The following is a 12,470-nucleotide window of genomic DNA, read 5'->3' as shown; positions in this document are numbered from 1 at the left end:
TGGTGGAGGCAGCGCGCCTTCTGCAGGAACCGCCTTCCGCTCGCTCGTTACCCCCTCGACACATGCACTGACCGCAGAGCATCGCGCCATGTCGGACGCCTACGATTATTTTCGCGAGCACGCCATTGCCGCCGCGCGAAAGGCGCGGGCGCTGCCCCCGGGGCGGCCGAAGCCGAAGCAGCGCACGGTGGCGCGGGTCTATCATCTCCTGTCCAAGGAGGCCGCGCTGGCGCCGAACATCCATCACCTCAACGATTTTCGCGCGGCACGGCGGCTGGAGCGGCAGATCGGCCGCTGATCCGCGGGCACTTTGCTCTGCCATGCAAATTCGATCGGCTGCCATTCCACGGGAATAGGCCCGGCCGGCGCGCCGCACAGGTTGACGTCTGCCCCTTCAGCCAGTTGGATGCGCGCGCACACAGGGGCCTCTCATGACTCTTTCCAGCATCTTTGCGCAGTTCGTCGCGTTGCTCGGCGGCATTGCGCTGCAATGGCGGAAACTCTCGGGCACGGAGCCCGCGCCGGCCTGGGGTCAGACGCCCGCCATTCCCGAAGCGAAACCGCAAGGCGCGATCCCGACCCTGAAGATGCCGACCGCGCGCGGCTGGCGCGAGGGTCAGAAGCCGACCGTCGCGCCGGCGCTCAAGGTCAACGCGTTCGCGACCGGCCTCGACCATCCGCGCTGGATCGAGGTGCTGCCCAATGGTGACGTCCTGATCGCGGAAGCGACGCAGATCGCAGGCCCTCCGCGCAGCGTGTTTCACTACGCGATGCAGGCGACGATGCGGCGTGCCGCCGCGCTTGGCGTTTCCGCCAACCGCATCACGCTGCTGCGCGACAAGGACGGCGACGGCGTCGCCGAAGTTCGCGGCGCGTTCATGGAGAACCAAAGCCAGCCGTTCGGCATGGCGCTGGTCGGCGACACCTTCTATGTCGGCAACACCGACGGCGTGATGGCCTTCCCCTATGTCGCCAATGCCGACCGCATCACCGCACCGGGCAAGCGGCTCACCACGTTCAAGCCGAGCGGCCACTGGACGCGCAGCCTGCTCGCCAGCCCCGACGGCAAGAAGCTCTATGCCGGCGTCGGCTCGCTCAGCAACATCGCCGAGATGGGCATGGAGGTCGAGGAAGGCCGCGCCGCGGTGTACGAGCTCGACCTCGTCGCCGGCACGCATCGCATCTTCGGCGCCGGCCTGCGCAACCCGGTGGGTCTTGCCTGGGAGCCGAATACGAACGTGCTCTGGACCGTCGTCAACGAGCGCGATGGCCTCGGCGACGAGACGCCGCCGGACTATCTCACCTCGGTGCGCGACGGCGGCTTTTATGGCTGGCCCTATTGCTACTGGGGCAAGACGGTGGACGACCGCGTACCGCAGGATCCGGCGATGGTCGCCAAGGCGCTTCAACCGGACTATGCACTCGGCGGCCACACCGCTTCGCTCGGCCTGTGCTGGATGCCCGCAGGCACGTTGCCTGGTTTCCCCGACGGCATGGTGATCGGCCAGCACGGCTCGTGGAATCGCAGCAAGCTCTCGGGCTACAAGCTGGTGTTCATCCCGTTCGAAAACGGAAAGCCGTCCGGCCCCGGTCGCGACATCCTGTCGGGCTTCCTGTCCCCGGACGAGAAGGAATCCTACGGCCGCCCGGTTGGCGTCGTGATCGGCCCCGACAAGAAATCGCTGCTGATGGCCGACGACGTCGGCAACGTGATCTGGCGCGTCACCGGCGCGTAAGACGGAGATAGGCGCGACGGGCGATCGCATATGCATTCCGTCATCCTGAGGTGCGACGCTTGCGATGCGAACGCGTCGCAAGCGGAGCCTCGAAGGATGAACGGCCGCGATGCAGCCGGGCCGTCGTCCTTCGAGGCTTGCTCTGCGGCGCATCCGCGCCGCAACGCAAGCACCTCGGGATGACGGTGATAGAGCGCACCGCCATCTGGGCTAATCAAGCCTCAACCCATCACGCTCCGAAGCTCACGTCCCCACACACAACGTGGCGCGCTGCTTGCGCAGCAGCGCGATCACGGACAGCGCGGTAATCAACCCCGTCTTGGGATTCTCGGACGGGATGTTCTCGATGGACATCGAGAAGCGCGCCGAATCCGCCTCGACCTCGATGCGGTGAACGTTACGCGTCACGGTCGGGTCGGCCCAGATCTGCACCGAGGTGCGATCAGGTCCGACGCCCGCGAGCGACAGCGCCACCGCGACATTGAGATTGGCCGGAAAGCCTTTTGCGGCCTCGCGCGCCGTGCCCTCGAACAGCTTCAGCGGCTCGCGCAGCTTGTCGATGTCGATGTTGTTCTGGACGATAAAGGGCGCGCCCTTCAGCCCGTCGATCGGCTTGCGCGTCACCATCTTCACCGAATGAATGGTGCCGATGGCAGCGGCGTTGACGGCATCGAGCCCGATCAGCGCGCCGGTCGGCACGATGATGCGGCCGCCATTGGCGCGGGCGAGATCGACCAGATCAAAATTGTCGAGCAGCCCGCCGACGCTGACGACGACCGCGGCCTTGCCGCGTGTCACCGCGGGCTCGACGATGGCGCGCAGCTGGCTGCTCGGTGCGCACTCGACCACGATGTCGGCGGCCTCACCGAGCTGGTCGATCGGCAAAACCTGCGGCGGGCGACGCAGGCCGTTGAGGAATGCCTGATGCCTGGCGGGATCGCGCACGGCGACGGCGGACAGTGTCAGCCCCTCGATGCCCTGATCGAGCGCGGTCGCGATCTTGGTGCCGATCGAGCCCAGGCCTGCGATGGCCACCCGCAATTCGCGCGAAGCGTTCTGATCCGTCATCACCTTCCACCTTCTGTCCAGGTCAATGTCATAGTCCCTCAGGCCTCGCGCGCATAGCTGCGCAGGCGCGCCTCGAGCACCGCCAGCATGGCGTCGCGGGCCGGATCGCGCGAGCCGCGCAGCCAGGCGGCGGCGAGCGGCAGCCGGCCGACCGGGCCGCTCTGCTTCGGCCTGAGCGGCACGAAGCGCACGCCTGACACCGCCATTCGCGTGGTCCAGCGCGGCACGATCGCGACCCCGAGCTTCGTTGCCACCAGCTGGATGATGGTCTGCTTCTCGTCGGCGACCTGCACGATGCGCGGCATCAATCCGGCCTGTTCGAACAGCTTGATCGTGAGGTCATGGCTGTGCGGCCGCGAGCGGCGGTCCGGCACCAGCATGGCCTCGTCGGCGATCTGCGCCAGCGTGATCGACTTGCGATCCGCGAGCGCATGGCGCTGAGGGAAAGCCACGATGGCGGTCTCCTGGAGCAGATCGCGGAATTCGAGCCGCTTGTCGGCGCGGTCGGGCGGACGGACGAAGGCGAGATCGAGCGCGCCCGTCAGGATCTTCGGCAGCAGCCGGACGGTCTTGTCCTCCAGAAGCTGCACCGCGATGTCAGGATGCCTGTCGCGGAAATCGCGCAGCAGCGGCGGCAGCAATCCCGCCGCCGCACTGTCGATGGCGCCGACCCGCAGCCGCCGCGCGGCGCCCGCACGCGAGCGGTTGCGCAGATTATTCTCGACCGCCTCGACGCGGGCGAGGATGGCACGGGCGTCGCGCAACAGCGTGGCGCCGTCCTCGGTGAGCGACACCGCGCGCGTGGTCCGCGCGAACAGCCGCGTGCCCAGATCCTGTTCCAGCAGCCTGATCTGGCGCCCGAGCGCGGACGGCAGCATCTGGAGCTGCTGCGCCGCATGGCCGAAATGCAACTGCTCGGCCGCCGCCACGAAGCATCGCAACTGATGCAGTTCCATCCAAGATCCTCTCGTCCCGCACTAGGCAATCGCATGTGAAGATTTACACGAGGTCGTCATGCCCGGGCTTGTCCCGGGCATCCACGTTCTTTGTGCCTCCGGAAAAGGCGTGGATGGCCGGGACAAGCCCGGCCATGACGCTGTGGAGGCTTTAGTGCGCCCAACACTGTCATGCGATAGCCCCGTCCGCTTCACCTAGCGAGGATTATATCATTTTTTTGTATAAACCAGCGCCGATTGAGTATGCCTCCTCCCCTCGCCTACGCTCATGGCCGGCGTAGACCTCCGGGTCCGCCGCACAACAACAATCGGAACTTGAGGGAGGCCAGGGTGGCGAGCGAGATTCAGACGCGCGTGCTGCGCAAGATCACCTGGCGCATCGTTCCCTTCATCATGCTGCTCTACTTCGTGGCCTTCATCGACCGCGTCAATATCGGCTTCGCCTCGCTGACGATGAACAAGGACATCGGCCTGTCGCCCGCGGTCTACGGCTTCGGCGCCGGCATCTTCTTCTGGGGCTATTTCATGTTCGAGGTGCCCTCCAACATCGTCCTGCACAAGATCGGCGCGCGGATCTGGATCGCGCGGGTGATGATCACCTGGGGCCTCGTCTCGGCGGCAATGGCGTTCGTGCAAGGGTCGACCAGCTTCTACATCCTGCGCTTCCTGCTCGGCGTCGCCGAAGCCGGCTTCTTTCCCGGCATCATCCTCTACCTCTCCTACTGGTTCCCGGCGCGCCAGCGCGCCGCGGTGACCGCGCTGTTCATGGCGGCCGCGCCGCTCTCCACCGTGCTGGGATCGCCGATATCAGGCGCGCTGCTGGAGATGGACGGAATGCTCGGCTTCAAGGGCTGGCAATGGCTGTTCGTGCTGGAGGCGCTGCCGGCCGTGCTGCTCGGCTTCGTCGTGCTGGGCTTCCTGACCGACCGCCCCGAGAAAGCGAAATGGCTCACTGATGACGAGCGGCGCTGGCTGGTCGAGGCCATGAACGCGGAGACCACCAGCAAGGCCGCAACCGCGAGCCACAGCATCTGGCGCGGGCTTGCCGATCCGCGTGTGCTGGCGCTGGCGCTGATCTATTTCGGCACCTCGGCCGGCCTCTACACGCTCGGCGTCTGGGCGCCGCAGATCATCAAGCAGTTCGGCCTGTCCTCGCTCCAGGTCGGCTTCCTCAACGCATTGCCGGCAACCGCCGCGGTCGTCGCCATGATCCTGTGGGCGCGGCATTCGGACCGCACCGGCGAGCGGACCTGGCATGTGGTATGGGCCTGTCTGATCGCCGCGGCCGGGCTCGCCTATGCTGGCCTTGCGACCGGCGTCGTCGCCGTGCTGGTTGCGCTTGCGCTCGTCAACATCGGCATCTCCTCGGCAAAACCGCCGCTCTGGAGCATGCCGACGCTGTTCCTGTCCGGTCCCGCGGCCGCAGCCGGCATCGCCACCATCAACTCGATCGGCAATCTCGGCGGCTTCGTCGGGCCTGCCATGATCGGCTGGATCAAGGACCAGACCGGCAGCTTCGTCGGCGGGCTCTACTTCGTCGCCGGCCTGCTCGTTCTCTCCGCGGTCCTCACCCTGCTATTGTCGCGTGCGCAGACCGCGCCCGTCGAACCCGTCCCGCAATCCCACTGATCTCTCAAACGGAGCATTTTCATGCGCACCCATTCGATCGCAGCAATTCCCGCCGACGGCATCGGCCCCGAGGTCATCTCGGCCGGTGTCCGCGTGCTGGAGGCGCTGGCCAGGCGCAGCGGCGATCTCGCGTTCAACGTCAAGACCTTCGACTGGGGCTCGGACTATTACAAGAAGCACGGCGTGATGATGCCGGCCGACGGCCTCACGGAGCTGAAGAAGTTCGACGCGATCTATTTCGGCGCGGTCGGCGCGCCCGACGTGCCCGACCACATCACGCTGTGGGGCCTGCGCCTGCCGATCTGCCAGGGCTTTGACCAATACGCCAATGTGCGGCCGACCAAGATTTTGCCGGGCGTCGCCTCGCCGCTGCGCAATGTCGGCGTCGGCGATCTCGACTGGGTGATCGTCCGCGAGAACTCCGAAGGCGAATATGCCGGCATGGGCGGCCGCGCCCACAAGGGCCTGCCCGAGGAAGTCGGCACTGAAGTTGCGGTCTTCACCCGCGTCGGCGTGACGCGGATCATGCGTTACGCGTTCCAGCTCGCGCAATCGCGTCCGCGCAAATTCCTGACCGTCGTGACCAAGTCGAACGCGCAGCGCCACGGCATGGTGATGTGGGACGAGATCGCGGCCGAGGTCGCCGGCGAATTCCCCGACGTGACCTGGGACAAGATGCTGGTCGACGCCATGACGGTGCGCATGACGCTGCATCCGAAGAGCCTCGACACCATCGTGGCGACCAACCTCCACGCCGACATCCTCTCCGACCTTGCGGGCGCGCTCGCGGGCAGCCTCGGCGTCGCGCCGACCGGCAACATCGATCCGCAGCGCCGCTTCCCCTCGATGTTCGAGCCGATCCACGGCTCGGCCTTCGACATCACCGGCAAGGGCATCGCCAACCCGGTCGCGACCTTCTGGACCGGCGCGCAGATGCTCGAGCATCTCGGCGAGAAGGACGCTGCGTCACGGCTGATGACGGCCGTCGAGCGCGTCTGCGCAGCCGGCGTGCTGACGCCCGATGTCGGCGGCAAGGCGACGACGAAGGAAGTGACCGACGCCGTCATCGACGCGATCCACGGGTCGAACGTGTAGTGGGTTTGGCCACGGCGCGGCGACCATGGTCGGCTCCAACGGCGATGCCAGCGGCGCCGGGCGCTTGACCTTGGTCGCAGGCACACCCCCTCCCCCCGAGAGGTGCGGGAGGGTCCAAAATTTTCAGCCCCCCTCTTGAAACCAAAGCGGCGTTTTTTTATTTTTGCGTTGCCGCCGAGAGGTGGCGTTCCCGACGCCTGATGGGTCGGGAAAGACTGAGACGGGCACCGGTCGTGTCCGGTGTCGCTCGTATCCATTTTGCTCCTTGGAGGATCTGGCTATGCGCACTTACGACTTCTCTCCCCTGTGGCGTTCGACCATCGGCTTCGACCGCCTTTTCGACCTCGTGGAAACGGCACAGCGTGCCGGCGAGGACAATTATCCCCCCTACAACATCGAACGCGTCAGCGAGGATCGCTACCAGATTTCGCTTGCGATCGCGGGCTTCTCACCCGACGAGGTCTCGGTGACTGCCGAGCAGAACGCGGTGATCGTCGAGGGAAACAAGGCGGACAAGGCCGAACGCGAATATCTTTACCGGGGTATTTCCGCGCGACCCTTCAAGCGGCAGTTCAATCTCGCCGACTATGTTCAGGTGCAGAGCGCCGCGTTCGAGAACGGTCTGCTCAAGATCGAACTGATCCGGGAAATTCCTGAAGCCATGAAGCCGCGGCGAATTGCCATCAATGGCACGCCGTCCGGCACCGTCCATCAGATCGAAGGCAAGGCCGCCTGAATTTCGATGATCGGAAGCCTGGTGATCCCGCTCCATCGTCGGGCGGGATCAACCGCGGCCTTCGATCGCGCACCCCATGCCAACCAGAGGTTTTAGCGAAAGGAGAAGGAGGACCTCTCATGATCGATCATGCTGACAACATCATCGACCTGAATGCGATACTGCACCCCGGCTCTGTCTACGAACATCCCCGCGACGTCGTCGCGGATCCGGCTCTGTCGATCGGCGAGAAGCGAGCGATCCTGGCGTCCTGGGCGTCGGACGCCGCCAGCGTTGCCTCAAACCCGGCGCTCAGAGGACTGCCGGGCTCGGACCGGCCCGTCACCATCGACGAGATTCTGGAAGCGCTCGCGGCGCTGGATCACCATCCAAAGGGTCCTCCGGGTGGCAAGCCGGTCCGCACGAGATCCATCTTGCGAACCGGTCTCGCAGCCTAGGCAACGACCACTCAGGGGGATCGCGATGATGATTGATGAAGATCTGGCCTTGTTGCGCGCACACCGCAACAACATCGGCCGCTACCAACGATTGCTCAAGACCGAACTGACGGAGGTCGAGCGGCGGTTCATCGAGAGGCGCCTGTCCGAGGAACGTCGCGCGATCGAAAAGCTCGCAGCCTCTGCGTTTCCTCTCACCCTTCGAACTCCAAAGAGGCCGATCGGGAACGCGGCCATGCTCATGATGCAAGCTGACACGGCGAATTGAAATGTCCGACAACCTCCCGACCTTTGAAATGTTCTTGAGGAGATACGGCCGAAGGACATGGCGGTGGCGTGTCTGCACGACGGAAGGACGCCTCGTCATGCATGGGTCCGAAAATAACCGGCCTGCGGCGAAATATGCGGCTGAAAGGGCATTATTTCTGATGCTCCTCGCCGCGCCCTATCGACCGGCGAGCCAAGCTTCCGCCATGGCGCGCTCCTCCATGGCGACACCAGCACTGAGATGGCTGCCGCGGCAGCAGATGCGCGAATGACAAGATGAGGTACGGAGCGACGCTCGGCGTCAGGCAATGCCCGTTCCGGCCATCTCCGCTCCTGACGGCCTACCGCCGCGCCGGCGGCGGCGTCGCCATCGCTGCCGTCGGCTCCGGCGGCGTCAGATGGCGCGGGACGATGATGGACTGGCCGGGGGTGAGCTGTGCGTTCTCTGCCAGCGAGTTGCTCTGCGCGATCGACCACAGCGGCACGCGATTGGCTGCGGCGATGCTCTCCATGGTGTCGCCGCGGCGTACCGGCACCCGCACGCCGGAGTCCCACAACTCCACCAAGGTATTCGCCGGCACGAGATAGCGCAGCGGCACGGCGTCGGCATGGGCCTGCACCGGAATGCGCGGCAGCTGCGTCACCATCTCGACGATCTGGCGATGGATGTCGTCGGACTTCTCGATGTTGATATGCGAGACGCGGCTGTTCTCCTTGAGATCGTAGCTCGCGTAATGGCCGCGATAGCCGGGCACGGCCACGACATCGCCGCCGCCGAGCACGCTGTCGGACAGGAAGATGTTGATGAAGCGCTCGACATTGAGCGGCACGTCGCCGGTCGCATGCGCGGGATCGATGGCGATGACGAGGCTGATCGGGATGTTCTCCTTGGCCGCCATCTCGGAGATCACGACCGAGCACAGCCCGCCCATGGAGTGACCGATCAGCACGATCGGCGCCGGGCTCTCCTTGTAGCTGGTGATGGCGCGATCGCCGATCCATCGGCAAATGGTGAATTCGTAGACGTCGGCGGAGAAGCCGGCCTTGGTCAGCTTCTCGCTGAGCCGGTCCATGCCGGTCGAGAAGATCGGCCCCATGGCGCCGCGGAACAGGTAGATTTTTGGCGGCGGCAGCGGTTCGGCCGGCGGAGGTGGCGGAGCGACGGGTGCGACCGCGGCGGGCTTTGACTTGGCAGGCGAGGCAACGGCCGCGCCGGTGCCCAGGGCGAGCAGCGCAACCGCTGCCAGCACGAAGATTCGCCTTGGATCAAGCATCAGTCCAGCAGTCCCACCACGGGAGGCTGCCGCCTCCCCCTGGGGGTTTAGTGACCACCGATTGGGTGGAATTTGGGGCACGGAACCACGGAAATTGTCGCATCCCGCAGGGCCATGACCAGCCGCGATGCGCAGGCCGGTCCGGACGCAGGCCCTCGGAGGATGTGCCCAGCCTAAAGCGGCAGAATGCGATTCAGCAGTTCGAGCAGCGTGCGCTGCTCGGCCTCGCTGAGCGGAGCCAGCATCTTCCGGTTATAGGGCTCCGTGAGCCTCGCCCCCTCCTGAATGAGCTTTGCGCCCTTTGGCGTGAGCATGAGCTCGACGGCGCGGCGATCGGACTTCGAGCGGTTGCGCTTGATGAAGCCGGACGATTCGAGCTCGTTCAGGATCTTGATCAGGTTGGGCAGACGCAACCGGAGCAGGCTGGCGAGGCTGCTCGGGGGAACGCCGGGATTGTCGCGAATGACGGCGAAGATCGCATAGGTCGCGGGCGTCAGCCCCAATGCGGCAAACTCTTCGTAAAAGCCTTCGAAGAATTTCAGCTGCGCGAGGCGCAGCATGAAGCCGGGCGTGCGCTGGAGCGCGCGCAGATCCAGCAATGTTTCCGGCTGCTGAGCGGACTTCGCTCCGGGTCGGGCGGTTTTCGGGCTCATGATCTCAATCCAAAGGCCAGCCGAATTGACACTCTCGAAAATAGCTATAAAATATAACTATTATTCAGCGGCACCAAGACCGCGCATGGGAGGGACACAATGAACAGCAAATTCCTGCACAAATTGTGCATGTCGGCCGTGATGCTGGCCGCCGCGGCGCCGGCCTTCGCTCAGGACGTCGTGAAGATCGGCATCCTGAACGACCAGTCGGGTCCGTTCGCGAGCTATCAAGGCATCGGCTCGGTCGTCGCCGCCAAGATGGCCGTCGAGGATTATGGCGGAAAGGCCGCCGGCAAGCCGGTCGAGGTCGTTGCGGCCGATCACCAGAACAAGACCGACATCGGGATCGGCATCGCGCGGCGCTGGTACGAGAACGAGAACGTCGATGCGATCTTCGACATTCCGAACTCGTCGATCGCGCTTGCCGTCGCCGGCATGAGCACCGAGAAGAACAAGGTCTTCGTCGGATCGGGCGCCGGAACGGCGCTGCTGACCGGCGAAAAATGCACACCGAACACCGTGCACTGGACCTACGACACCTATGCTTACGGGCGCGGCCTCGGCAAGGCGATCGTGCAGCAGGGCGGCAAGAAGTGGTTCTTCATCACTGCCGACTACGCCTTCGGACATGATCTGGAGAAACAGGCGGCAGAGGCCGTGAAAGCCTCCGGCGGCGAAGTGCTCGGCAGCGTGCGACATCCGCTGGGAACGGCCGATTACGCCTCTTTCCTGCTCCAGGCCCAGGCTTCGGGTGCAAACATCATCGGCTTCGCCAATGCCGGGGACGATACCATCACGTCGATGAAGCAGGCCGCCGAGTTCGGGCTGACCAGGGACCACAAGCTCGTCGGACTGATCCTGGGCATGAACGGCCTTCCCGCGCTCGGGCTGAAATTTGCGCAAGGCGCGCAGATCATGAATCCGTTCTACTGGGATCTGAACGACGGCACGCGCGCTTTCGCCAAACGCTTCGCCGAACGCATTCCGTCGAAGGCCTACCCGAACGACATGCAGGCCGGCGTCTATGCGTCGGTCATTCACTATCTCAAGGCGGTCGACAAGGTCGGCGGCGCCAAGGACGGCAAGGCCGTCGTCGCCGCCATGAAGGACACCCCGACCGACGATCCACTGTTCGGCAGAGGCTACATCCGCAAGGACGGACGCAAGATCCACCCGCTCTACCTGCTCCAGGTCAAGGCTCCCGAGGAATCGACGTCGACCTGGGATCTGCTGAAGGTCGTTGCCACGATCAAGGGGGAGGACGCGTTCCGCTCCGAGAGCGATGGCCAGTGCCCGCTGACGAAGCAATAGCGGCGGGAAGCTGACCATGAGCGGCATTGCATCGAGCCCGGTCGATCCGTTTGCGCCTGACTTCCTGACCGACCCCTATCCTGCCTACGACGCGCTGCGCGCGCTCGGGCCCGCGTTCGAAGTGGAGCGTTACGGCGTGTGGGCCATGGCAGGCTATGCCGAGGTCGAACCGGCCCTGAAGGACTGGAAGACGTTCATCAGTGGCGAGGGCGTCGGGCTCCACGGCATGAACCCTGCCTTGCCAAAGCCGCTGACACTCCAGATCGATCCTCCCGACCATGACAAGGGCCGCCGGGTCCTCGGCCGCACCCTGTCTCCGGGCGTCGCGCGGCGGCTGCGCGAGACGTTTCAGCAGGAGGCGGAGAAGAAGGTCTCGGAACTGATCGACAAAGGCACGTTCGATGCCGTGAGCGATCTTGCCGAAGCCTATCCCATGAAAGTGTTTCCGGATGCGATCGGCATCCGGCCGGATGGCCGCGAGAAGCTGCTGGCCTGGAGCACCTTCGTGTTCGACAGTTTTGGTCCCGAGAACGATCAGCTGGCGGCGTCACGACAAGCCGGGCTCGCGGCGCAGAGCTGGATCATGGAATGTTGCGCGCGAGATGCGTTGCGGCCCGACGGGCTCGGCATGATGATCTACCAGGCGGCCGACGAAGGCGAGATCACCGAGCACGAAGCCACCCATCTGGTGCGGCCATTCCTCACCGCCGGGATCGACACCACCGTGAACGGCATCGGCAACACCCTGCTCGCGCTCGCCACGCACCCGGATGAGTACCGCAAGCTCCACCACAAGCCAGAGCTGGCGCGCACCGCCTTCGAGGAGGGCCTGCGCTACGATTCACCGGTGCAGACGTTCTTTCGCACCACCTCGCGCGACGTCGAGATCGGCGGCGGCGTGATCCCGGCTCACCGGAAGGTGCTGCTGTTCATGGCCTCAGCCAACCGCGATCCGGCGCGATGGGACAAGCCGGACCGTTTCGAGGTGGAACGGGTTGCGACCGGGCATGTCGGCTTCGGCGCCGGCATTCACGCCTGCGTCGGCCAGATGATCGCGCGTCTGGAGGGCGAATTGATCCTGAGCGAGCTCGCCAGGCGCGTGAAGACGATCGAGCTTGTGGGGGAGCCGCGACGCAGGCTCAACAATTCCCTGCGCGGGCTGGAGACCATGCCGGTCCGCGTGATCGCCTCCTAGGCCGCATCACGCGGGTCCGAGATCCCGACGGGGGCGACGCGCTCAGTTCCGCGGCGGCGCCGTCGCCGCCGCCGAGCGCGCCTGCCGGGGTGCGCCGGGTTCGGCGGCAACCG

14 protein-coding genes are annotated in these 12,470 nt (G+C 65.3%); 10 read left to right on the top strand and 4 right to left on the bottom strand.

Annotated elements, in window-relative coordinates; all coding sequences use genetic code 11:
* The first annotated feature begins 88 nt into the window (after positions 1-88).
* Entirely contained in the window at positions 89-298 is a 210-nt protein-coding gene (locus XI09_RS09955) for a hypothetical protein (protein WP_271566675.1), read from the top strand.
* Positions 299-431: 133 nt separating this feature from the next.
* Positions 432-1,736: a PQQ-dependent sugar dehydrogenase gene (locus XI09_RS09950; protein ID WP_271566674.1), complete on the top strand. Its 1,305-nt coding sequence runs from the start codon at positions 432-434 to the stop codon at positions 1,734-1,736.
* A 243-nt stretch (positions 1,737-1,979) separates the two neighbouring features.
* Here XI09_RS09950 and XI09_RS09945 read toward each other — a convergent pair whose 3' ends face one another.
* Complete coding sequence (locus XI09_RS09945) at positions 1,980-2,804, bottom strand: aspartate dehydrogenase (protein ID WP_271566673.1); 825 nt, start codon at positions 2,802-2,804, stop codon at positions 1,980-1,982.
* 38 nt (positions 2,805-2,842) lie between these two features.
* Positions 2,843-3,760, bottom strand: coding sequence for a LysR family transcriptional regulator (locus XI09_RS09940; RefSeq protein WP_271566672.1), 918 nt, complete (start codon positions 3,758-3,760; stop codon positions 2,843-2,845).
* Positions 3,761-4,090: 330 nt separating this feature from the next.
* Here XI09_RS09940 and XI09_RS09935 point away from each other — a divergent pair, with 330 nt between their 5' ends.
* From XI09_RS09935 to XI09_RS09910, 6 genes are all read left to right on the top strand, one after another.
* Positions 4,091-5,389 carry an MFS transporter gene (locus XI09_RS09935; protein WP_271566671.1) on the top strand — a complete coding sequence of 433 codons (1,299 nt, stop codon included), beginning with the start codon at positions 4,091-4,093 and terminating at the stop codon, positions 5,387-5,389.
* A 21-nt stretch (positions 5,390-5,410) separates the two neighbouring features.
* Positions 5,411-6,484, top strand: coding sequence for a tartrate dehydrogenase (locus XI09_RS09930; RefSeq protein ID WP_271566670.1), 1,074 nt, complete (start codon positions 5,411-5,413; stop codon positions 6,482-6,484).
* 280 nt (positions 6,485-6,764) lie between these two features.
* Positions 6,765-7,220, top strand: coding sequence for an Hsp20 family protein (locus XI09_RS09925; protein ID WP_271566669.1), 456 nt, complete (start codon positions 6,765-6,767; stop codon positions 7,218-7,220).
* A 119-nt stretch (positions 7,221-7,339) separates the two neighbouring features.
* Positions 7,340-7,657, top strand: coding sequence for a hypothetical protein (locus XI09_RS09920; protein ID WP_271566668.1), 318 nt, complete (start codon positions 7,340-7,342; stop codon positions 7,655-7,657).
* A 25-nt stretch (positions 7,658-7,682) separates the two neighbouring features.
* Entirely contained in the window at positions 7,683-7,925 is a 243-nt protein-coding gene (locus XI09_RS09915) for a hypothetical protein (RefSeq protein ID WP_271566667.1), read from the top strand.
* Between the two features lies 1 nt (position 7,926).
* Positions 7,927-8,196 (top strand): hypothetical protein, encoded by a 270-nt coding sequence (locus tag XI09_RS09910; RefSeq protein WP_271566666.1) that lies wholly within the window; start codon positions 7,927-7,929, stop codon positions 8,194-8,196.
* 69 nt (positions 8,197-8,265) lie between these two features.
* On the opposite strand, the gene XI09_RS09905 is transcribed toward XI09_RS09910, so the two are convergent.
* The gene (locus tag XI09_RS09905) at positions 8,266-9,198 is read right to left on the bottom strand and encodes a LysM peptidoglycan-binding domain-containing protein (RefSeq protein WP_271566665.1); all 933 of its coding nucleotides are present in this window, start codon (positions 9,196-9,198) and stop codon (positions 8,266-8,268) included.
* A gap of 173 nt (positions 9,199-9,371) precedes the next feature.
* Entirely contained in the window at positions 9,372-9,851 is a 480-nt protein-coding gene (locus XI09_RS09900) for a MarR family winged helix-turn-helix transcriptional regulator (protein ID WP_271566664.1), read from the bottom strand.
* A 99-nt stretch (positions 9,852-9,950) separates the two neighbouring features.
* Between XI09_RS09900 and XI09_RS09895 the strand changes: the two genes are divergently transcribed.
* The gene (locus tag XI09_RS09895; protein ID WP_271566663.1) at positions 9,951-11,162 is read left to right on the top strand and encodes an ABC transporter substrate-binding protein; all 1,212 of its coding nucleotides are present in this window, start codon (positions 9,951-9,953) and stop codon (positions 11,160-11,162) included.
* Between the two features lie 16 nt (positions 11,163-11,178).
* Complete coding sequence (locus tag XI09_RS09890; protein ID WP_271566662.1) at positions 11,179-12,357, top strand: cytochrome P450; 1,179 nt, start codon at positions 11,179-11,181, stop codon at positions 12,355-12,357.
* The last annotated feature ends 113 nt before the right edge of the window (positions 12,358-12,470 follow it).

The organism is Bradyrhizobium sp. CCBAU 11386, from assembly GCF_028128955.1.
Lineage (GTDB): Bacteria > Pseudomonadota > Alphaproteobacteria > Rhizobiales > Xanthobacteraceae > Bradyrhizobium.
This window is presented reverse-complemented; position numbering and strand designations above follow the sequence as displayed.